The 21,573-nt window shown below is 68.8% G+C and carries 18 protein-coding genes and 1 pseudogene; 9 read left to right on the forward strand and 10 right to left on the reverse strand.

Translation table 11 applies throughout. The features are described 5' to 3' along the window. Positions 1-2: 2 nt before the first annotated feature. From ACK8CO_RS11190 to ACK8CO_RS11200, 3 genes are all read left to right on the forward strand, one after another. A complete protein-coding gene (locus ACK8CO_RS11190) occupies positions 3-404 on the forward strand; it encodes a DUF2000 domain-containing protein (RefSeq protein WP_414896677.1) in 402 nt (133 codons plus the stop codon). Beyond that, positions 404-1,000, forward strand: a complete 597-nt coding sequence (locus ACK8CO_RS11195) for a LysE family translocator (protein WP_080618198.1) — start codon at positions 404-406, stop codon at positions 998-1,000. The genes ACK8CO_RS11190 and ACK8CO_RS11195 overlap by 1 nt, the downstream gene beginning before the upstream one ends. A gap of 222 nt (positions 1,001-1,222) precedes the next feature. After that, complete coding sequence (locus tag ACK8CO_RS11200; protein WP_414896678.1) at positions 1,223-2,680, forward strand: short-chain fatty acyl-CoA regulator family protein; 1,458 nt, start codon at positions 1,223-1,225, stop codon at positions 2,678-2,680. 62 nt (positions 2,681-2,742) lie between these two features. Here ACK8CO_RS11200 and ACK8CO_RS11205 read toward each other — a convergent pair whose 3' ends face one another. From ACK8CO_RS11205 to ACK8CO_RS11245, 9 genes and pseudogenes are all read right to left on the reverse strand, one after another. Beyond that, the gene (locus ACK8CO_RS11205) at positions 2,743-3,243 is read right to left on the reverse strand and encodes a hypothetical protein (RefSeq protein ID WP_080618200.1); all 501 of its coding nucleotides are present in this window, start codon (positions 3,241-3,243) and stop codon (positions 2,743-2,745) included. Positions 3,244-3,272: 29 nt separating this feature from the next. After that, positions 3,273-3,449: a hypothetical protein gene (locus ACK8CO_RS11210; protein ID WP_414899055.1), complete on the reverse strand. Its 177-nt coding sequence runs from the start codon at positions 3,447-3,449 to the stop codon at positions 3,273-3,275. Positions 3,450-3,483: 34 nt separating this feature from the next. Beyond that, positions 3,484-3,783: pseudogene (locus ACK8CO_RS11215) on the reverse strand (DUF805 domain-containing protein); the annotation flags it as partial. Further along, positions 3,780-4,937, reverse strand: a complete 1,158-nt coding sequence (locus tag ACK8CO_RS11220; RefSeq protein WP_414899056.1) for a hypothetical protein — start codon at positions 4,935-4,937, stop codon at positions 3,780-3,782. The gene ACK8CO_RS11220 and the pseudogene ACK8CO_RS11215, both read right to left, overlap by 4 nt. Then, the gene (locus ACK8CO_RS11225; protein ID WP_414896679.1) at positions 4,934-7,090 is read right to left on the reverse strand and encodes a hypothetical protein; all 2,157 of its coding nucleotides are present in this window, start codon (positions 7,088-7,090) and stop codon (positions 4,934-4,936) included. The genes ACK8CO_RS11220 and ACK8CO_RS11225 overlap by 4 nt, the downstream gene beginning before the upstream one ends. 704 nt (positions 7,091-7,794) lie before the next feature. After that, a complete protein-coding gene (locus ACK8CO_RS11230; RefSeq protein WP_414896680.1) occupies positions 7,795-8,331 on the reverse strand; it encodes a DUF2478 domain-containing protein in 537 nt (178 codons plus the stop codon). A gap of 93 nt (positions 8,332-8,424) precedes the next feature. Next, positions 8,425-10,884 carry a trimethylamine-N-oxide reductase TorA gene (torA, locus tag ACK8CO_RS11235; RefSeq protein ID WP_080618205.1) on the reverse strand — a complete coding sequence of 820 codons (2,460 nt, stop codon included), beginning with the start codon at positions 10,882-10,884 and terminating at the stop codon, positions 8,425-8,427. 11 nt (positions 10,885-10,895) lie between these two features. Next, on the reverse strand, positions 10,896-11,549 hold the full coding sequence (locus ACK8CO_RS11240) for a molecular chaperone (RefSeq protein WP_414896681.1): 654 nt from the start codon (positions 11,547-11,549) through the stop codon (positions 10,896-10,898). Continuing rightward, positions 11,546-13,171 (reverse strand): c-type cytochrome, encoded by a 1,626-nt coding sequence (locus tag ACK8CO_RS11245; RefSeq protein WP_414896682.1) that lies wholly within the window; start codon positions 13,169-13,171, stop codon positions 11,546-11,548. The genes ACK8CO_RS11240 and ACK8CO_RS11245 overlap by 4 nt, the downstream gene beginning before the upstream one ends. Positions 13,172-13,364: 193 nt before the next feature. Here ACK8CO_RS11245 and ACK8CO_RS11250 point away from each other — a divergent pair, with 193 nt between their 5' ends. The 5 genes from ACK8CO_RS11250 (at position 13,365) to ACK8CO_RS11270 (ending at position 18,358) form a co-directional block, all read left to right on the forward strand. Then, the gene (locus tag ACK8CO_RS11250) at positions 13,365-15,770 is read left to right on the forward strand and encodes an ATP-binding protein (protein ID WP_414896683.1); all 2,406 of its coding nucleotides are present in this window, start codon (positions 13,365-13,367) and stop codon (positions 15,768-15,770) included. Beyond that, positions 15,767-16,450, forward strand: a complete 684-nt coding sequence (locus ACK8CO_RS11255) for a response regulator transcription factor (protein ID WP_080618209.1) — start codon at positions 15,767-15,769, stop codon at positions 16,448-16,450. The genes ACK8CO_RS11250 and ACK8CO_RS11255 overlap by 4 nt, the downstream gene beginning before the upstream one ends. A 119-nt stretch (positions 16,451-16,569) precedes the next feature. Continuing rightward, positions 16,570-17,592 carry an LLM class flavin-dependent oxidoreductase gene (locus tag ACK8CO_RS11260; protein WP_080618210.1) on the forward strand — a complete coding sequence of 341 codons (1,023 nt, stop codon included), beginning with the start codon at positions 16,570-16,572 and terminating at the stop codon, positions 17,590-17,592. 107 nt (positions 17,593-17,699) lie between these two features. Next, complete coding sequence (locus ACK8CO_RS11265) at positions 17,700-17,957, forward strand: type II toxin-antitoxin system Phd/YefM family antitoxin (protein ID WP_080618211.1); 258 nt, start codon at positions 17,700-17,702, stop codon at positions 17,955-17,957. Further along, a complete protein-coding gene (locus tag ACK8CO_RS11270) occupies positions 17,957-18,358 on the forward strand; it encodes a type II toxin-antitoxin system VapC family toxin (RefSeq protein ID WP_080618212.1) in 402 nt (133 codons plus the stop codon). The genes ACK8CO_RS11265 and ACK8CO_RS11270 overlap by 1 nt, the downstream gene beginning before the upstream one ends. Positions 18,359-18,380: 22 nt before the next feature. Here ACK8CO_RS11270 and ACK8CO_RS11275 read toward each other — a convergent pair whose 3' ends face one another. Then, complete coding sequence (locus ACK8CO_RS11275; protein ID WP_080618213.1) at positions 18,381-19,574, reverse strand: replication initiation protein; 1,194 nt, start codon at positions 19,572-19,574, stop codon at positions 18,381-18,383. Between the two features lie 594 nt (positions 19,575-20,168). Between ACK8CO_RS11275 and ACK8CO_RS11280 the strand changes: the two genes are divergently transcribed. Next, positions 20,169-21,572, forward strand: a complete 1,404-nt coding sequence (locus ACK8CO_RS11280) for an AAA family ATPase (protein WP_080618214.1) — start codon at positions 20,169-20,171, stop codon at positions 21,570-21,572. Position 21,573: the final 1 nt, after the last annotated feature.

The following is a 21,573-nucleotide window of genomic DNA, read 5'->3' on the forward strand; positions in this document are numbered from 1 at the left end:
CCATGTCATTGAAACCGGTCATCATTCTCGATGAAACCCTGCCCACCGGACTGAAGGCCAATTTCGCCGCCGTTCTGGGCATGAGCCTGGGGCGGCTGCGCCCCGATCTGGTCGGGGCCGATACGCCCACGCAGGACGGCATCGCACTTGCCGGGATCACCACGGTCGCGCTGCCCGTGCTCGGCGCCCCGGCGGCCGATCTGCCCGCGCTGTTCGAGGCCGCGTCCGGGCTGCCCTTGCGCCTTGCCTACATGCGCGCGGCCTTCGAGGCCCGGGATTATGCCGATTATTCCGCCCGGATCGCCGCAGCCCCCCTGCCGGACCATGCCCCGCAGGCGATCCTGATTGCCGGGCCGCGCAAGGCGGTGGACCGGATCTGCGGCCGCCTGCCGCTCCTGCGCTGATGCCGCCGCTCGAGACGCTGCTCGCCATGGCGGGTTTTGCGCTGGCCGCCTCGGCCACGCCGGGGCCGGTCAACATCATCGGTGCGATGACCGGTGCCCGTTATGGCTCGGGCCGGGCACTGCGCTTCGTCAGTGGCGCGACGGCCAGCTTTCTGGCGCTGTTCCTGGTCTTCGGCACCGGGATTCTGGCCGGCACCGGCTGGATCCTGGCCATCGCCCGGCCGATGACGGTCATCGGTTCGGTCTATCTCCTGTGGATGGCCTGGTCCCTGCTGCGCGACGAGGGCAGGATCCAGGGCGACGAGATCCGACAGGCGCCGGGCTTCTGGTCGGGAACCGTGGTGCAGGGGCTGAACCCGAAGGCCTGGCTGGCATCGGTCTCGTCGCTGTCGACATTCGTGCTGCCGCTCGAGGATCGCGCAACCGGGCTGGCGGTCTTCGCCCTCCTGTTCGGCGCGATCTGCTGGCTGTCTCTGGCGGCCTGGGCCTGGGGCGGCGCCCGGATCGGACACAGGCAGATGCGCGCCTTCAACCGCGTCATGGCACTGATCCTCGGCCTGTCGGTGATCTGGATGCTCTGGGCCAGCCTGGCCTGACACTCGGGCATCCAAATCCGCGACGCAGTCGCGACCGCCCCTCTCCGCCTTCACCTGCGGCATCCCGGTCATCCGGCTCTGGCCATAAGGAGATTTGCAATCCTTGCATTGCGTCGGTGCTTTCGCGGGCCTAATTAAGGGGCAGAACCCTCGGAAAGGGCCGCGAATGCGAAGACATGCGAACCTCCCGGCGCGATTTGCGAAGCTTGCGAAGCGCGGGGCGTGACCGGCGTGAAGAAGGCGTTTCTCGGCGGCAGGTTGCGCCAGCTCCGCGAGAGCCGGGGGCTGACCCAGGCGGCCCTGGCCGGGCGGCTCGGCCTCTCGCCCAGCTATCTCAACCAGATCGAGCGCAACCAGCGCCCGCTGACGGTGCAGGTCCTTTTGAAGATCAACGCGGCCTTCGGGCTCGACATCCAGGTCTTTTCCGAAGAGGGCGATGCCCGTCTGCTGGCCGAGCTGCGCGAAGCGGTGCAGGGTGGCGAGCCGGCAGTCGGCAGCTCCGAGATCCGCGATCTGGTCGACAACGCGCCCGCCCTGGCCCGCCGCGTCGTCGCGTTGCACCGGCGGCTGCGCGAGGCCGAGGACCGTGCCGCCGCGCTGGCGCTGGCGCAGGGCGCGCCCGATGCCATGCCGGTGCCCGCGCCGTTCGAGGAGGTGCGGGATTTCTTCTATGACAACCGCAATTTCTTCGACGCGCTCGACGCCCGGGCGGAAGCGCTGTCAGAGGCGCTGGCCGGGGGCCGTGCGGGCCCCGTTCCGGAGCTTGTCCCGGGCGATCCGCTGCCGGGGCTTGCCGCCCATCTGAAGACCCGCCACGGCATCGTCTTGCGCCGGAGCGACGGCGATGGCGGCGATCTGCGTCATTTCGACCCCGAGCGGCGCGAGCTGAGCCTGTCGCGGGATCTGAGCCCCGGTCAGATGGCGTTCCAGGCGGCGACCCAGATCGGCCTGATCGAGGCCGCGGACGAGATCGACCGGCTGGTCGGCGAGGGTGCGCTTTCGGGCGAAGAGGCACGGCGGCTGGCCCGGATCGGGCTGGCCAATTATTTCGCCGGGGCGGCGGTGATGCCCTATGGCGCCTTCTGGCGCGCGGCCGAAGAGTCGGGCTACGATATCGGCTGGCTCGGCCACCGCTTCGGCATGGGCTTCGAGGCCACCTGTCACCGGCTCTCGACGCTGCAGCGCCCCGGCATGCGGGGGGTGCCGTTCTTCTTCCTGCGGGTGGACAGGGCGGGCAATATCTCGAAACGCCAGTCGGCGACCGATTTCCATTTCTCGAAGGTCGGCGGAAGCTGCCCTTTGTGGCGGGTGCATTCGGCCTTCGACCGGCCCGGAGAGATCCTGACCCAGATCGCCGAGATGCCCGAGGGGCGACGATATTTCTGGCTCACCCGCATGGTGCAGAGCCGCCGCGGCCGCCATGGCGCGCCCGGCAAGGCCTTCGCCGTGGCGCTTGGCTGCGACATCGCCCATGCCGGGCGGCTGGTCTATTCGAAGGGGCTGGATCTGACCGATCCTGCCGCGGCGACCCCGATCGGCGCGGGCTGCAAGATCTGTCCGCGCGACGGCTGCCCGCAGCGCGCCTTCCCGATGCTGGGCCGTCCGCTGGCCGCCGATCCGGCCCGCGCGCCCTTCGCCCCCTATGCCCGGGCCTCAGACCCCGACGAGCCGAAGCCCTGAGGCCATGACCGGCGCACCGGCGCCGGTCACACCCCCGACAGCGAGCTTGGCTGCTGTGGGCCTCAGGTGGGGTAGAAATTGATATGCACGATATCGTCCGAGATCCCGGTGGTCATCGGCGCCACCAGCACATCGCCGTCATCGCGCTGATAGCCGAAGGCGCCCTTGCCGTAATCGCCAAACGCCTCCCATTTCACCGGCTCGGCCTCGGCCGCCTTGGCCATGTCCAGCGACAGCTTGTCGGCCAGCGCCAGGGGGTCGGCGACATTCTTCAGGATGATCGAGCATTTGTCATCGGACATGCTGGCCCCGATCATCACCGAGGCATTGATCCCGTCGGGCCCGACATAGCTGGCATGCACGAAACTGCCCGCACCGCTCTTGCGGCCATCTTCGAAACTGTCGGACGCGTCCAGCGCCTCGACGGCCTTGCCAAGATCGCCGCCCGAGGCGAGGCAGTAGGATTCGAAGGCCGAAACCGCAGCCGCCTCGCGCTCGTCGGCATGGGCGGCGGTTGCCAGCACGGTGGCGGCAAAGAACGGCAGGACCAGGTTTTTCATCATCTTCTTCTCCTCTTTGGATGAAACATCGGTCAGGCTTCGGGCACGGGGCCGAAGCGGTTTTCATGGGGCTCTCCCGGCCGGGCCAGCTGCACGATCAGCCAGAGGCAGGACAGCAGCGCGACCAGAGCCACGCCGTTCAGGATGAGATCGGGCCCGCCCCGGTCGGTTCCAGCCCCCGGAAGCCCGGCCGCAGGCTGAGGCGTCACCCCCCCGGAGCGCGACGGCCGGCACGAGACAGGCCAGTGTCGCGACACCGGGCAGCAGCAGCCACCAGCCCGCGCGCCCGACATCATGCAGGCGCCGCCAGCCGACAGCCAGCGCGGGCAGCGTCAGGACGAAAGAGACAAAGACCGACAGCGGCCGGCGATCGGGCAGCCCCCGGTCAGGATCCGCCGGGAACAGGACCGGGTCGAGCGCGGCGGCGCCCCATAGCGCCAGCAGGCAGGCCGGACCGAACCACCAGTATTCGGCCCGCGCAGCGCGACCGCCGAAGCGGACGGATTTGCGCAGGCAGGTCAGGGTCGCGCGCAGGGGGCTCATTCCGCCTCCATCGCGCGGCCGCCGCCAGCCACCGACCGGCCGTCGCGCCAGAGATCGCGCCCGACCGGCCGGCCGTCCTCGTAATAGGTGGTGGGCCCGTGCCTTTCGCCCGCCTTCCAGGACTGGACCTCGCCGACCGCGCCATCCGGGCGGAAGAGATAGCGCAGCCCGTCCCGGGTGCCGTCCTCGTAGCGGGCGCGCTCGAGGCGATAGCCCTGCGCGTCGCGCCGCTCCCACGGACCGTTCCGCGCGCCCGCGACATAGCTGCCCTGCCAGTACTCCTCGCCATAGGGCACAGCTTCGCGCCAGGGCCCGGTCTTCTCGCCGTCGGACCAGGCCCCGCCCGACAGCAGCCTGCCCTCGCGGTCGCGCTCTTCCCAGGGGCCGTCAAGCGTGCCGTGCACATAGGTTTCCAGCCGCCGTAGCTGGCCGTTCATGCCGATCTCGCGGCGCGGGCCGTCAAGCCGCCCCTCGGGGTCGTAGACCTCATGGATGGTGGTGCCGTAGCGCTCGACCCGCAGCCATTCGCCGATGCGGGTGCCGTGATCGTACATCCCCCGCTCCAGCGTTTCGCCCTGCCAGGTCCGGGTGAACAGGCCATGGGGTTGATTGTCGACATAGGTGGCACGGGTGACATCGTTGTCGATCCGCCCGGTATGCAGGTAGCGGCCCTGGATCCGGCCATCGATCACCTCGGACCGGTCGATCAGCTCGTCGCCGCGATGGCGGGTGGTCAGCCGGTAGCCCTCGGCCCGGATATCGGTTTCGGTGATCCTGCCATAGCGCTCGACGATCTTCTCGCCCGCGCCATGGCCCTCGACGGTCACCGGCAGGCGCTCATGGACCAGCGTGCCGTCCTTCCAGTGGCGGTCATGCAGAACCTTGCCGTCATCCGAGAACCGGGTCTCGCGGATCAGGGCGCCCTCGCGGGACCAGCGCCGCGACAGGCCCACTTCGTGCCCGTCGAGAAAATGGCGTTCGCTCCGGATCTTGCCCGAGGGCCAGAGCTCGGTCCTGATATCCACCCCCTGCCCGTCCGCGGCGCCCCCCGGACCGGATGGCTGCGCGCCGGTTTTCGGCGCAGCGGTTTCCGGCGCGGCGAGCGCCGGCGCGGCCAGCAAGAGGGCAAGTGCCGTGGCGGTTCCGCGGATCATGGCGCCGCCCTCTCCGGCACGGGCAGATCGGGGAAGCTGACCCGGAAGCTGCGCGTCACCGGTTCGGGCTTTCGCACCGCGCGCAGGATCTTCGCGGGGGTTCCGGCGACCCGCAGCGTGCCATCGGGAAACAGCGCCTGAGCGATGCTGTCCTGAGGCGACAGCGCGCCGCCCCCGGGCGCACTCAGCGCCAGCGGCACGCCCTCTGCATCGACGAAGCGCAGGCGTTCCATCACTTCGGCCAGGGTCATGTCCTCGGCGATGCCGAGCGCCGCCGGATCGATCTGCCAGGGCCGGTCGGGCGACAACTGCAGCCCGGCCTCGGTCCAGGCAAGGGTAGCGTCGCAGGACAGCGTCACCTGGCGAGGTCCGAGGCCATAGAAATGCCGACGCTGGCCGTCCCCGGTCTGCAGTTCCAGCAGGCTGGCTTCTTCTGCGGCCCGCCGGACGAAGACCAGCGCCGCGTCGCCCTCGGTCGCGGGCGGGGCGAGGCTGGCCGTGCACTCCGCGGCCTGGGCCGGGGCCAGCGGCAGGCGCAGCGCGCCGGTGTCGAGCCCCTCGGGCATGACCTCGTCGGGCGCGGGCGGCGGGGCGCCCCGGAACAGCGGGCGCCGCTCGGGCGCGGTATCGGGATCGAGGCGCCGCCCCTCCTCGGTCAGGAAGCGCATCTCGCGGCGGGCGGCGGGCGTGTCGGCATAGCGCTCGACGCGAACCACCATTTCCTCGGGGGGCGCATCCATGCGCAAAAGCACCCGGATCGCGCTGTAATCCAGCGAGGCGATGCGCCGGGCCAGACTTTCGCCCGGGGTCAGCCAGTCGGGGCCGCGATCGGCCGCAAAGATCATGCCCTGCGCCCCGGTTCCCTCGGGCAGCGCCCAGGAAAAGAGGTCGGTCTGCTGGCCCGAAAGCGTCAGCACATAGCCCTCCGGCGCCGGAGCCAGCACCGCGCGCGCCCCGTCCCGGCTGGCCTCGGCATGGCCCGTCCCGTCGGGAACCAGCCTCATCACGAAGGGCGCGACCGGGTACCAGTCGAGATCGGCCCGAAGTTCGGTCGCTGCCTCCAGATCCTGGCTGACATCCTGCAGGGTCGTTGCATCAAGCAGGCTGCGGGAGACCTGCGACACGCCCTCGGGGGCGCGCCAGTTCGGCAGCGTCAGCGGCGGTTCCGCCGTCAGGGGCACGTCCAGCACCCGGTCTCCGGCAAAGAGCCGCAGACCGGAAAGCTCGAACCGCCCGATATTGCGCCACTGCGCCGCGCGGTGATCGAATTCCAGCAGCAGCCCGCCGGGCCCCTCGACCAGACGCCCCGGCCCCCCGGGAAACACCTCGGCCTCGCTGGCCAGCGGCGCGGGCGGCGCGATACGCTCGGGCATGTCGCGCCATTCAGCCGGGCGCAGGCTGGTATCGGCCTGCACCGTAACCGGATAACCCTGCGGCGCGATCGCCACGGTCTCGCGCAGCGAGCCGTCCTCATCCGTGCCCGGCACCAGACGGCGGTCGGTGGTGATCGCCGCCCGCTCGACCCAGCCCTCGTCGCGGTCGACCACCACCAGCCCGGCCAGCCGCGCGACGTAATCCTCGCCCTCGTAGCGCAGGAAGACGCGGTCTGCGGTCACGTGATCGACGGTAATCGTCACATCCTGCACCCCGCCATAGCGGGGCACCGTGGTGCTCCAGCCCTCGGCAAGCTCGATCGGGACAGGCGGAAAGGCGGCGGCGAACTGCTCGCGCAGACCGCCAAGCGTCGGGCCGGCCGCCTCGATGTCGCCCAGCGGCACGACCTCGCCGAGCGCGCCGGTGGCAAGATCCAGCCTTGCGCCGAACCCGGCCTCGAAGCCTGCCCGCACCCGGTCGGGGATCGGACCCGCGGTGGTCATGGTCTCGTCGCCCAGCTGCGTCTTCAGCCAGAGCGGCTTCAATGTCAGGCCGACACTGTCGCCATCGCGCTCGGCCGCACGGATCCGGGCCAGGAAGGACACCCTCTGGTCGTCCAGCGGAACGGTCCGGCTGTCCGGCTCGACCGACCGGACCGAGAGCTCGACACGATAGCTGCGCGCGCTGCCCGCGGCGGGCGAGAAGGTCAGGGTCTCGGCCCCGGCAGAAGTCGCCGCCAGCGCAAGGATCAGGCCGTAACCGGCTGTCTTACAGGTCATTCATCCTCCGTTCCGGGGGCGAAGCTAGCGTCCCCGGCACGGAATTTAACCCGTCTCCCCCAGCGGATTTAGAACGGGCATAATCTTGCTCATTCCACGGCGGGAAGGCGCTTGGAGGCTGGAAGACAGACCATGGGAAGAGGCCCTCGGGCCGGAACGGACGGCCCGGGGACGCAGGCCCTGCGCCCGAGGAGGGACGGTCGCAGCCAGTGCGCCGGCCGCCGGGACGGCCGCATCGCAGGCGGGTGTTCCGCCTGCCTGATCGGCCGTCACGGGCCCTGTCCCTTTCCCCGAATCAAGCGTGCGACCCCCTGGAACCGCCCGGATCGCGGGGCCAAATGCCGAACGATGGGCCGTCGCATGGCGTGCTGCGTGGCGTCCTGCGGGAGGCCGGAGGTTTGAAGGATTGCAAAACCCTGCTGGGGAAGATCTTCCCGACAAACGGACACCGCGCCCTCTGCGCCGGGAGCCGCCGGACAGGCCCGCTGATACCCCCGGAATCGGGCGTCTGACTGGCGCGACGGGTTTGCACCCCAGCGAATTTGCGAGGCCGGACCCCGGGGTTTTTATCCCGAGGCTTTGACGGCGGGGTTCAGTCGCCGCAACGGAAAGAGGGCCTGTGGGACAGATCCGCCACGGCCGCGCATAGCGTCAGAGCCGGGGACATTCATCCACGACCCGATCCAGCAGATGCCGCGAAGGGCTCAGGCCGAAGCGCGGGCCGAAACCGCAGCCGCCGCGAGGACGGGCGGGTAGCCGAGCCAGGCCAGCACCGCGCCGCTCTCGGCGGCGACCGGCTCGGCCAGACCTTCGGCGAAACTCTCGAAGGCGCGCAGGTTCAGCCCGTTCACGCCGACCAGCACCGGCAGGCCGCGCCCCAGCGCCTCGGCGATCAGCGGCACGAAGCCATGCCCCGCCGCCTCGAGCTTGCCGAATTTGTTGACGATCAGAAGCGCCGCCCCGTCGAGGTGGCGCGCGGCCTCGGCCGCCGCGGTCTCGACCGCGCCCGCATCCATCCGGCACCCGCGCGAGCCCTGCCCCAGCGGCTGCGACAGCCGCAAGACCGGACCGTCGGGCAGTACCTTCAGGTCGCCGTCGCAGGGATGGGGCCCGGGCGCGGAAGCGGTGTTCTGCACCGCCCCCGCCAGCCGGAGCCCTCGCGCCGAAAGCTGCGTCGCGGCCTCGGCCAGAACCATGCTGGCCGCACCGCGTTCCTCGGAAACGATATAACCAAAACGCATCGCCGAAGCCTTCTCATGAGGAAGGACAGGCCCGTCGGGGGAGTGGGAGTGACGGGCCTGTCCGGTCCGCCCGGATCCGGATCAGGGTCCGGGTCAGGCGGGTTGGCTGAAGACCGTCACCGGCGGCAACGGACCTTCAAAGCGTTCGACCTCGGCCATCGCGGTCTGGCCGCAATTGCCCTGGGCCAGTCTCGAGGTGGCGACACCCGTGGTCAGGTTGTTGATGTCGCCATAGGCGCAGAGGCTGCCGATCTTGCGCGGCTCGACCGGATCGAACCAGCCGCCCTCGCTGACCCGGATCACGCCGGGACGGATCACGTCGGTGATGACGAGCCCGGCGAGGATCTGGCCGCGCTGGTTGAAGACCCGCACCACCTCGCCATCGCTCAGCCCGCGCGCCTCGGCATCGGCCGGGTTCATCCAGCACGGCTCGCGCCCCTGAACCGCATAGGTCTCGCGGATCGCGGTGCCGCAAAGCTGCGAATGCAGCCGCAGGTCGGGGTGGTTCGAGGCCACTGCCAGCGGGAAGACCGTGGTCGGTCCGCCAAGCCGCTCGATCGGTTCCATCCAGGTGGCATGCGGCGGACAGTCGTCATAGCCGTATTTCTCGATGGCGGTCGAATAGAGCTCGAACTTGCCCGAAGCCGTGCCAAGCGCGTTCAGAAGCGGATCGGCCCGGAAATCGGCATGGCGTACCCAGTCCTTTTGGGCGTCCTCCAGCGGGAAGGCCAGCGGCTTGTTGCTGTCCCAGAACGCATCGAAGACGGGCATTTCCATGCCCTTGGCGCGGGCCTCGATCTTGGCGGCCTCGTAGAAGCCCCGGATCCAGTCCATCTCGCTGAGCCCCTGGGTGAACTCGTAGCCCCGGCCCAGCTTGTCGGCGATATCGGCGAAGATGTCATAATCGCTCCGCGCCTCGAAGACCGGTTCGACGATCTTCTTCATCGGAACGATATGGCTCAGCGCATAGTCGCCGACCTGCTCGATGTCGTTGCGTTCATAGGAGGTGGTCGCCGGCAGCACGATATCGGCATGGCGCGCCGAGGCGGTCCACTGGATGTCATGCACGATGAAGGTGTCGAGCCGGCGCCAGGCGCGCAGCATCTCGTTGCGGTCCTGGTGGTGCGAGAACGGGTTGCCGCCCGCCCAATAGGCCAGCTTGATCTCGGGCAGCTCGATCTCGTGGCCGTTGAACTGCATCACCTTGCCCGGGTTCAGCAGGGTCTCGACCAGCCGCGAGACCGGGATCGAGACCGCGCCGCTGGCCGCCAGCCAGGCCGCACCATCGACCTTGATCCCAGAGGCATCGTCGATGGCCTTCAGGATCGGCGTGGTATGGGTCGGCGCGCCGCCCGAGGCGTAGTGATAGCTCAGCCCGTAACCGCCGCCCGGCAGCCCGATCTGACCCAGCATCGAGGCCAGCGTGATCAGTGCCCAGTGGACCTGTTCGCCATGGTGCTGGCGCTGGGTCGAATAGCCGAGCGCCAGCATCGTGCGCTTGGCGGCGAAGCGGCGGGCCAGTTCGCGCAGCTTCTCGGCCGGAACGCCGCAGATCTCCGACGCCCATTCGGCCGATTTCGGCGTGCCGTCGGTCTCGCCCAGCAGATAGGGCAGGAACTTGTCGAAGCCGACGGTATAGCGGTCGAGGAAGGCCTGGTCATGCAGCCCCTCGGCATGCAGCGTATGCATGATGCCCAGCATCATCGCCACATCGGTCTGCGGCCGCGGCGCGATCCATTCGCTGTCCAGATGCTGCGCGGTCTCGGTGCGGACCGGGTCGATGCAGATCGACTCGACGCCCGCCTCCTTGATCTGGTCGACGCCCCGGAACGAGCCGTGATCGGCGACCTGCCAGCAGATTTCCGAGTTGTTCAGCGGGTTGGCGCCCCAGAACACCATCAGCTCGCAGTTCTTGGCGAGGTTGTCCCAGGTCGTGCATTGCTCGTAGACCTCGATCGAGCCCGAGACATAGGGCAGGATCACCTGCGCCGCCCCGGTCGAATAGTCGCCGACCGAGTTGGTGTAGCTGCCGGTCAGGTTCAGCATCCGGCGCAGCAGGGTCTGACAGTTATGCAGCTTGCCCGGGCTCTTCCAGCCATAGGAACCGGCAAAGACCGCCGGATGGCCGTAGGTCTCGCGCACGCGGGTGATCTCGCCCGCGACCAGCTCGATGGCCTTTTCCCAGCTGACGCGGACGAAATCGCCCGAGCCGCGGCCGTCGGGATCGGCGCCGGGGCCCTGTTCGAGCCAGGCGCGGCGCACCATCGGATAGCGGATGCGCGATTCGGAATAGAGCGAATCGAGCACGCCCGGCAGCTGCGGCGAGGGCGCGGGGTCCCCCTCCCAGGGCTTGAACTCGACGGCGCGGCCGTCCTCGACCATGCCGTAGAAGACGCCCCAGTGACAGCCCGAGACGATGCCCTGGCTGGCGGTCTGGGCGGCGGCGCCGCGCGCGAAGAGCGGAAGCCCGGCAAAGCCGAGTCCGGTGGCAAGAGATCCTTTCAGGAAGCTGCGCTTCGAAAGGGGCAGGGAAGAATTGGAAATCGAAGTCATGGCCTGTCCTTTCAGATCCGCGCCGTGGCGGCGGGGTCGTGCAGGGGTTGGGCGGCGGCCTCCTCGGCCGTCATCAGGGTCTTGAATGCCAGCACCAGCCGGGCCAGCGCGCCGTAGAAACCGGCATCGTCGGCCTTGATCAGCGCGGCGGCGAAGCGCGCGCACCAGTCAAGCTCGTCCAGCAGGCGCGCCGCGATATCGGGGCGGCCGCGCCGCAGCGCCTCGGCCAGGGCCGCCAGCTCGACGCCGAGATGGTCGGCCATCTCCGAGCTGCCTTCGAGATGCACGTCGAGATCGCGCAGGATCTGCTGCATCCGCCCCACGGCGGGGCCGCAAAGCCGTCCGGTCCCGTCCCAGGCGCTGGCATAGGGCGGCAGGCTGCGCTGCCGGAAGATGCCCTCGAACAGCGCCGTGTGGCGGCGTTCGAGCGAGACCGCGACCTCTTCGACAGGTCCGGCAGTGAGGATCTGGCGGATCGCGTCGACCGCCGTCTCCTCTCCGAGATAGCCGCCGATGCGGCCCAGCGAGACCTGCCCCTGCATCGAGCGCAGCGACTGCAGGCTGTCGCGGTCGGGCGGGGTCAGCAGAAGCGAGGCGAGGAACTCGGCGATGAAGGCCAGGTCGGCGGCCTCCTCCTCGCCCATGTCGACAAGAGCCGCGGTCATTGCACCGACCCCTTGCTGACGTCGAGATCCTTCGAATGGTTCTGCAGATAGGCCAGGATCAGCCGGTACTGGTCATCGCTGAACGAGGTGAAGCGGCGCATCGCCTTCAGCGTCCCGATCCACTGGTTGGCCGTGAAATGGGTCTTCTGCGGCAGCACGTGGCAGGCGGCACAGGCCGTCTGGAAGGTATCCTGCCCATAGGCCCAGACCGCGGCGCGGTCGGTATTCATGCCCGCGGCATCGCTCCAGAGCGTGACCTCGGCCGGCACCCAGCTCTGGCCGGTATCGGCCGCGACCTCGGCCTCGCCGCGCGTCACGGTGGCGGCGGCGGCATCGTCGAAGATCGCCATCATCACCCGCTGGCCCTTCTCCTGGTAGAGCACCGTCGGCGCGTCTTCCATCTGCCAGCCGCGCAGCGTCAGCTGCACCTTGTCGCCGTCGCGTGCCGTGATCTCGGCGACAGCCCCGCCCAGGATCTTGCCGTCGGGCTGGTTCTCGGTGGCCACCATGTCGGCGCCGATCCAGACATTCTTGGTCTCGACCACGGTGGCGCTGTCGCCTTCCGCGATGGCCGAGGCGGGCGAGACCGGCAGTTGCGGCGCCTTGCCGACGGCCTGATCCAGCATCACCACGTGATCGGCATAGTTCGGCGCGGGCTGGCCCGGCGCCCGGTTCTCGACCGGCGGCACCGATTTCAGATAGACCGCCATCGCCTGCACGTCCGAGAACGGCAGTTGCGAGGTATTGGCCACGACCTCGGCCATGTCACCATCGGCCATCCGGCCGATCGGGTTCTTGCCGGTATGCAGGTAATTGGCGATCCGTGCCACCGACCAGTAGCCGATCCCGGTCTCGTCGGGCGAGATGTTCGGGAACCAGCCCGTGCCCTCGGGGTTCGGGCCGCCGCCAAAGCGCTTGTCGGCGATCACCTCGCCCATCGGGCCGCGCGGCGAGTGGCATTCGGCGCAGTGGCCCGCGCCCTCGACCAGGTATTCGCCCCGGTGATAGACATCGGGGTCGACGCCGTCCGGCACCTCGCCGGGGGTCAGGGCCTCGCCGTCGAGGAAGGCCAGGCGCCAGACCCCGACGCCGCGACGCAGGTTGTAGGGGAAGTTCAGCTCGTGATCGGGGACCTCGGAGCGGACCGCCGGCAGCGACATGATATAGGCGTAAAGGTCGCGCGAATCCTCGCCGGTCAGCCGCTGATACGAGGTATAGGGGAAGGCCGGGTACAGGTTCTGGCCATCGGGCATCAGCCCGTCGGGACCGACGCCCTCGCGCAGCGCGCGGTCGAACTGGGCCAGGGTCCAGCTGCCGATGCCGGTTTCGGGATCGGGCGAGATATTGGGCATGTGGAAAATGCCGAAGGCGGTGTCGAGCGACCGGCCCCCGCCCAGATGGGTCTCATCTTCCGAGCCCGGGGTGGCGTGGCAGGTGGCGCAATCCGACGCCAGGAAGACCGTGCGGCCATTCTCGAGATCGGCGCCTTCCAGCGCGGGCAGCTCGCGGCTGCCGTTCAGTGCCGACCAGGTCCAGGGCGAGGTCACGACCAGAAATCCCGCCCCTCCCAAAACCAACAGGCTACCCGCCAGCTTCACCAGCGTACTTGCTTTGACTGTCATGATACGTGCCTCCGATCCTCTCGGACGTGGGGAATTGTCGAACGGAGCATAGCCGTTCGAAGGGGCACAGAGGCTTCGGTTTTGTAAGGAATTGTAAACGCGTCGTAAACGGAACCGGCGCAAAGCGTCGCGTCCCCGCCCCGGCCGCGCGAGAGCGATTGCCAAATTGTCGCAGTTGTGATCGAGTGCGGCCATGCCCCCGACTGCCCCTCCCTCGGCAGGCCCGTCATCCTGGCCTGCCGACCGTCTCAGTGATGTTCTGTCCGGTGCCAGCGACGAGCTGGTCGACGAGATTCTGCGGCTTGGTGCGGCCAACGGCTTCACGGATCAGACAAGTTCGATGCGGGCGGCCTGGGTCGAATCGGTCGAGATCATCAATGCCTGCCTCGTCGCCAGCCTTTCCGTGCCCACGCAGGATGGCGGCGCCAACGGGCATAACGACTATGGCAGCGATCCCCGTTTCGCCGGGCTGCGCGAGGTCGCCTGGCGGCACCGCCGCTCGGGGGTGCCGCTCTGGCTGAACCATGGGCTGCTGAAATATTACCGCCGCGCCTATCTCGGGTTTTTCCGCGAATTGTCCGCCCATCGGGACGACGCCCCTGCCCTGCCCGCGCCCGAGGCACTGCTTGCCCGGCTCGATCTCTTCTTCGACGAGGTCGAACTGGCGATGCTGGCGCCCTGGTCCGAGACCGGCACCGAAGAGGCCGCGATGGCCGACCGGCTGCGGCGCCTCACGCGCGAGCGCGACCAGCTTTTCGGCGTGCTCGAAAGCCTGCGCGGCCCGGTCTTCATCGCCGATGAGGACGGCCGGCTGATCAGCGCCAACCGCGCCGCCATGCAGACCTTCCTCGGGCTCGACGAGGCCGGGGCGCTGGTCTACCGGCTGGCGCTGCAATCGCGCCGCGACGAGCTGCAGCCCATCGTCGACGAGATCCTCGCCACCGAAGGCAGCCGGTGGAGCGCGATCTGGCTGCAGACCCAGTCGGGCAGCCGCTGCTTCGACATCCGGCTCGAGACCGTCGAGGACACCGTCTACAAGCTCGACCGCTGGCGCATCGTGCTGATGAACGACGTCACCGACCATCAGCGCGCGATCGAGCTGGCGCGCGAGGCCGAGCGCACCATGTCGCTGTTTCTGGCCGCCATGAGCCACGAGATCCGCACCCCCCTTCACAGCGTGCTGGGCGCGGCCGAGCTGTTGCGGGACGTGCCGCCGCAGGATGTCGAGGAACGCACCCGGCTGACCGAGCTGCTCGACATCTCGGCCCGCGGGCTCAGCGCCACGCTCGAGAACGTGCTCAGCTTCTCGCGCTTCGAACAGCAGGCGCCGAAGCCGCGCCCGGCGCCGGTGGCGCTGGCCGAGATGCTGGAAAACCTCGTGCGCAGCCGCGATATCCTCGCCCGCCAGCAGGGCGTGCCGCTGATGCTGTCGCTGTCGGCCGATCTGCCCGACGAGGTCGCGCTCGACTGGTCGATGGTGCAGCAGATCCTCGGCAACCTGATCCAGAACGCGATCCGCCACGATGACGGACGCGGCGTCGCGCTGGAGCTGAGCCGCGAAGAGGGGCCCTCGGGCGACGAGCTGGTCTTCGCCGTCACCGATCACGGCCCCGGCCTGCCCGCCCCGATCCGCGAGATGCTGATCGCCGCACCCACCGCGCTACGGCCGCGCCCGACCGGACAGTCGGGCTCGGGGCTGGGGCTGGCCATCGCCCAGCGGATGACGCTGGCCCATGGCGGCACCATCTCGGGCGGCTCGGCCGCGGGGCCCGGCGGCGGCGCCAGGATCGAGGTGCGGCTGCCGCTGGTCGCGGCCGAGGCCCCTGCCCCGGCCAAGCTGCCCGCCCGCCCCGCCGGCACGCTGTCCAGCAAGAGCTGCCTTCTGATCGACGACGACCCGGTCGGCGTCCTCGTCACCCTGGCCATGCTCGAACGCATGGGGCTGTCCGTCGACCATGCCCGCTCGCTGCGGCAGGCGGGCGCGCTCTGCCAGGCGCATCCCGAGGATTACGACCTCTTCATCGTCGATTACCGCCTGCCCGACGGCAATGGCGTCGATTTCGCCCGCTCGCTGCGGCAGAGCGGCACGCTGGGCGAGCGTCCGGTCTTCCTGCTCAGCGCCAATGTCGATCTGGTGCGCCAGGCCGACGGTCAGGCCGCGCTGTTCACCGCGCTTCTGGAAAAGCCGCTCGATGCCGGGGCGCTGGGGCGCGCGATCCGCAGCGGCACCCGCCCGACCCGCGCGAGCGCCCTGCTCGACGGGCTCTCGCCCGAGGCGCAGCGACGCATGGCCGAGGTCTTCTCGACGGGCTGGCAGACGTTCCGGACCCAGCTCGCGACCAGCGATGACAGCCAGCCCGACACCGCGCTGGCCGCTCTGGCTCACAAGCTGGCCAATGGCGCCGCGATCTTCGGCCGGACCGAACTGAACGCCGCGCTCCGCGCCGTCGAGCTGGCCTTCGATTCACCCGCCGCCAGCACCCGGATGCGCGCCCTCTCACGCGCCCGGGTGCTGGCCGCCGCCCCGGACGATCTGAACGCCCCGGAACTGAGCCGTCCGGATCTGGGCGGCCCTTCCGATGAGACCCCAAAAGCATGAGCGCGACCGCCGACATCCTTCTCGTCGATGACGATGTGCTGGTACAGGTGATGGTCGAGGACATCGTCACCCAGCTCGGCCACCGCTTCCACAACGCGGGCGACGGCGAGACCGCGCGCGATGCCATCGCCCGGAACGGCTTCGACCTGGTGATCCTCGACCGCCGCCTGCCCGATACCGACGGGCTTTTGCTGGCGCCGCTCCTGCAGCAGGACCGCAAGATCCCCTTCATCGTCTTCTCCAGCCTCGATGCGCCCACCGATCAGGTGCTGGGGCTTGGCATGGGCGCCAGCGACTATGTCTGCAAACCGGTCGAGCCCGCGGTGCTGCGCGCCCGCATCCAGGCCCGGCTCAGCGCCCGCCGCACCCCCGAGGACCAGACCACCTTCCGGCTGGGCGACGCGCTCCGGCTCGATGCGGTGTCGCGCCGGCTCTGGGTCGCCGACCGGATCGAGGTGCTCTCGCCCGCCGAGTCGCGGCTGCTGATCTGCCTGATCCGCAATATCGGCAAGCCGCGCGACCGGATGCAGATCAGCATGGCGACCTGCGGCCGCGAATGGGTCTATGGCGACCGCACCATCGACGTGCTGATCTCGCGGCTGCGGCGCCGGCTCAAGGGCAGCGAGGTGCGCATCACCACCGTGCACGGGCTGGGCTATGTGCTGACCCTCGACAGCTAGGCCCGCTGCAGAGACGCACGGCCCCTGTTCGGCGATGGGGACTGCCCCCGGCCGCCGCCCGACCCTAGATCGGCGGCAAGAGAGGCGTTCCGACGCCATCGCAGCACAGGAGTATCGCCATGAAGAAGATCGGCTTTTTGTCCTTCGGCCACTGGTCGCCCGCGCCAAGCTCGGGCACCCGTTCGGCCGCCGACGCGCTGATCCAGTCGATCGAGCTGGCCGAGGCCGCCGAGGATCTCGGCGCTGACGGGGCCTATTTCCGCGTCCACCATTTCGCCCGCCAGCTCGCCTCGCCCTTCCCGCTGCTGGCCGCCGTCGCGGCCCGGACCCGAAGCATCGAGATCGGCACCGGCGTGATCGACATGCGCTATGAAAACCCGTTCTACATGGTCGAGGATGCCGGCGCCGCCGACCTGATCTCGGGCGGGCGGCTCCAGCTCGGCATCAGCCGCGGCTCGCCCGAACAGGTGATCGAGGGCTGGCGCCATTTCGGCTATGCGCCCGCCGAGGGCGGGACCGATGCCGATATGGGCCGCGAACACGGGCGGATCTTCTTCGATCTGTTGAAGGGCGAGGGCTTCGCCCAGCCCAATCCGCATCCGATGTTCCCGAACCCGCCCGGTCTGCTGCGCATCGAGCCCCATTCCGAGGGGCTGCGCGACCGGATCTGGTGGGGCTCGGGCTCGAACGCGACCGCGATCTGGGCGGCCGAGATGGGCATGAACCTGCAAAGCTCGACCCTGAAGGATGACGAGACCGGCGAACCCTTCCATGTGCAGCAGGCCAGGCAGATCCGCGCCTATCGCGAGGCCTGGGCCAGGGCCGGGCACAGCCGCAAGCCCAGGGTCTCGGTCAGCCGCTCGATCTTCGCCCTCGTCGATGACCGCGACCGGGCCTATTTCGGCCGGGGCGTGCAAAGCCGCGACTCGGTCGGCCAGCTCGACGAGACGACGCGGGCGATCTTCGGGCGCAGCTATGCCGGCGAGCCCGACCGGCTGGCGGCCGAGCTGGAGAAGGACGAGGCCATCGCCGAGGCCGACACGCTTCTGCTGACCGTGCCGAACCAGCTTGGCGTCGATTACAATGCCCATGTGATCGAGGCGATCCTGACCCATGTCGCGCCCCAGCTCGGCTGGCGCTGATCGCCCCCATCGTCCCGCCCCGGAGGGCCCGTCATGTCGGGCCCTCCCCTTGACAGACCGCCCCCGTCTAGCCATCTATCTAGCCAGATGATGCGGAGGCCCGTCCGATGTGGACATTGCAGGATGCCAAGAACCGGTTCAGCGCGGTGGTCGAGGCAGCGCTGGCCGGGGTCCCCCAGGAGGTCACCCGCCGCGGCAAGCCCGCGGTCGTGGTGCTGTCGGCCGATGATTACCGGCGCCTGCTGAAGGGCGCCGCCGCAGCCCGCGAAAGCTTTGCCGAGCATCTGCTGGCCTTCCCTGCCCCCGGGATCGAGGCCCGCGAGATCGAGCGCGCCGAGGTCCGCCCGCGCGACGTCCGCTTCTGATGTATCTGATCGACACCAACGTGATTTCCGCGGTGCGCCGTCCCGAGCGCGCGCCGCAGGTCCGCGCCTGGCTGGCCGCGCGGCCCGAGCCCGAGCTTTATCTCAGCGTCATCACCCTGGGCGAGATCGAACGCGGCATCCGCCAGCAAGAGACCCGCGATCCCGGTTTCGCCCGCGACCTGCGGGTCTGGCTCGACCGCACCATGCTGGTCTTCGCCGACCGGCTCTTGCCCTTCGGCGCGGCCGAGGCGCGGATCTGGGGCCGGCTTTCTGCCGAGATCGGCCATCCCGGCGCCGACCTGATGATCGCGGCGACTGCGCTTCATCACGGCGCGACGGTGGTCACCGGCAATGTCCCGGATTTCGAACCGACCGGCGTTCCGATCGAGAACCCGTTCTGAGCCCTGGGCGCAGTCGATCTCGTCAGTCGAGCCCGTCGAAGGCGCCCGGATGCAGCTCTTCCCAGAAGGCGGCGATGGCCTCGGCATTCAGCGCCGACATCCAGCCGTGACGCTCGAAATCATCGCGCGCAGCAGCATCGAGCCGGGCCATGAACAGCCGCTTGTCGGCATCGCGCTGGGTCGGCTTGCGCGCCGCCGCCAGATCGCGGATCCGCTCGAGCCGCCGGGCCCGGAAGGATCGCGGCGGCCCGGGGTTTCGCGGCGAAACCTCCGGCTCGGGCGCGCGCTCGTCGTAATCCTCGCGCAGCGCCACCGTGAGATAGCCCACCGCGTTCTTCACGCCCCCCTGCCCCGCCACGTAGTCGAGCTTGCGCCGCACATAATCCTGCCCGTGCTCGGCGATCCATTGCCGCGCCAGCCGGTCGCTGACCCCCAGCGCCCGCAGCCGGGCATAGACCTCGGAATTCCGCAGCCCCTCGCCATCGTCGAGATCGAGAATGGCCAGCTGCGGGTTCTCGGCGATGCGGAAGCGGATATCGGTCACGCTCCGGCCCATCTTGCGCAGCTCGGGCGTGACGACGATGTTCGAGGTCTTGTTCACCTCGGCCACGGCCGGCTTGATGACCTTGGCATTGAGATGCTTGAACACCTCGTAATAGGGGCTGTCGGCCACCCCCATCAGGCGGCGGAACAGGTCGAGCGACCACCAGCCCGTGCTGCCGGTACGGATGAAGCGGTAGCAATTCTCGTAAAGCGCCAGGGCATGGCCAGAGGTGAAGCGGCGCTGGATGTTCAGGTTGATCAGCGCGAAGACCTTGGGGTCGTGCAGTTTTTCGGCCAGCGCCGGCGAATAGGCATATTCGCAGATCCCGCCCTTGAGCTTGGCATAGGACAGAAGCGCCGAGACCCCCCATTCCTGCCGCCCCTCGGCATCAAGCATGTCCCATTCGGCCACGGTCTCGGCCAGGCCCCGCAGCGACTGCTTGAGCGTCTCCATGTCGTTCGAATTGTAGCCGATCATCAGGCACAGCGTGCGCGCGTCGATCTGGTGGCGGCTTTGCGAGATCAGCGTGTCATAGGCATTCAGAAGCAGCACATTCGACAGCTTGCGCTGCAACAGCGTCAGCTTGCCCGAGACATGGATCGCGGCCACATGCTTCTTGACCGCCCCCCGCCGCAGCGGACCGGTCAGCCGGTCGCGTGGAATGTCGTCCATCCCGCCCTCGCTCGCGGGGCGCGCCTGCCCCGTCGGATGCCTCGTCACTGTCTCCGGGATCGCGCGACTCGCGTCGACCTGTCCCGGTTGCGGCCATGATCGGTCAAAAGGTGTCCGCAGGCAAGCCCACCTCTGGCACCTGTACCCCTTTCCCGCAAACGGGTACCTTGGGCTCATCGCCGGGGTCGGAAGGTACCCGTTTGCGGGAAAGCCGCCCCGGGCTCCGTCGCCCGGACGGGGCCCGACAGTGGAAAACAGAGCCTAACATGGCCAAACAAGGGGCCCCCGAGTCATGCGGCGGGCCCTTCCCCGCGAATCGGCGCCCGATATCCCGCAAACAGGTGCCTGTCGCCCTGCATCCGGCCTCCCATCCGCCTGCATCCGGGCACCTATCTACCGCTTAGGTATTGGATTTCATGGATATTATCCGAGACAAAGATTCAAAAAAACTGAAAAGACTCGTAAAACGATCCTGCTGATGTTGCGGTTTTCCCTCTTTTTCAGAAGAGGAATGGCCCAGCCGATTCCCAACGGGGCAAGGATGTGCCATAGTTTGCCGCGTATCGCGAAAAACAGCGAACATGCAGAGGCACCATGGCAAAGAAAACCGGCGCTCCCAGCAAGCCAGACCTTCCCCCCTATTTCAACATCGACCCGGCTGCGGCTGCGGCCAAGCTTTCGGCGCCGATCGACACGCCGCGCTTTGCCAAGGCGGCCGCCTTCGCTGCCCGCGGTCGCGACGACCTTGCCCGGCGCGGCTATGCGCCGGACGGCAAGAAGCGGCTGAGGAAATTCTCGACCTGGGAGGTCTGCCGTTACCTGATCCCGGTCAACCCGGCCCATCTGCGCCGGGTACTGCGCCAGAATCCCGACCTGCCCCAGGGCGAAGGTGAAGGCGGCGCCAAGTGGTACACGCTGGACGAGGTGCTCAGGCTGCGGGCGCATTTCGCCGAGGAAGGCGCCAAGGACCGCGAATACCAGGCCTGGCGACCCGAGGGCCTGCCCGCCAAGGTCGTGGCGGTCGCGAATTTCAAGGGCGGCGTCGGCAAGACCTCGACCTGTGCCCATCTGGCGATGTCGGCCGCGCTCGACGGTTACCGGGTGCTGGTGATCGATCTCGACAGCCAGGGCTCGATGACCTCGATCATGGGCGGGCAGGTCGAGGATGAATGGCAGACCGTCTTCCCGATGCTCGCCCGCGACTATGCCAAGCATCTGCAGGCGGAAAACCGGGTCCGCGAGGCGGCCGGAGAGGCGCCCTTCGGCTTTGACGAAACCCTGACCGCGGCGCTGGAGGTTTCGCCGCGAAACCTGGTCCAGCCCACCCACTGGCCCAATATCGACCTGATCGGGGCGCAGCTGAACCTGTACTGGGCCGAGTTCCAGGTGCCGGTCTGGCGGATGCAGATGCGGTCCTGGCCGCTCTGGGATTCGCTTCTGAACGCGCTGCAGGAGGGCGGCATGCTGGACGAGTATGACATCGTCCTGCTCGACACCCCGCCCGCGCTTGGCTACCTGACCATCAACGCGCTGTCGGCGGCCGATATCCTGCTGGTGCCGCTTGGCGCCTCCTTCCTCGAATTCGATTCGACGGGGCGGTTCTTCGACATGATCTATTCGACCTTTGCCTCGATCGAGGAAGGCGAGAACCGGGCGCGGCGGGCCGACGGGCTGCCCGAGATCCGCTTCGAATGGGACGCGGTCCGGGCGCTGGTGACGCGCTTCGATGCCGCCCAGCAGACCGATCTGGCCAATGTCATCCAGGCCTATTTCGGCGACTTCATGACCACCTACCGCCAGGAGCTGACGGCGATGGTGGGTCAGGCGGGCGAGCAGGTCTCGGGGATCTACGAGACCGATTACCGCGACTTCAACCGCGACACCTATGTCCGGGGGCGCGAGACCTTCGACCGCACCTGGGCCGAGGTCAAGGAAGTGATCCTGGGCACCTGGTGGCGCGATGCCCGGATGGCGGATGCCGCGACGGAGGAGAAATGAC

The sequence above is a fragment of the Rhodovulum sp. HP10 genome (assembly GCF_047553435.1).
Taxonomy (GTDB): Bacteria; Pseudomonadota; Alphaproteobacteria; order Rhodobacterales; family Rhodobacteraceae; genus Rhodovulum.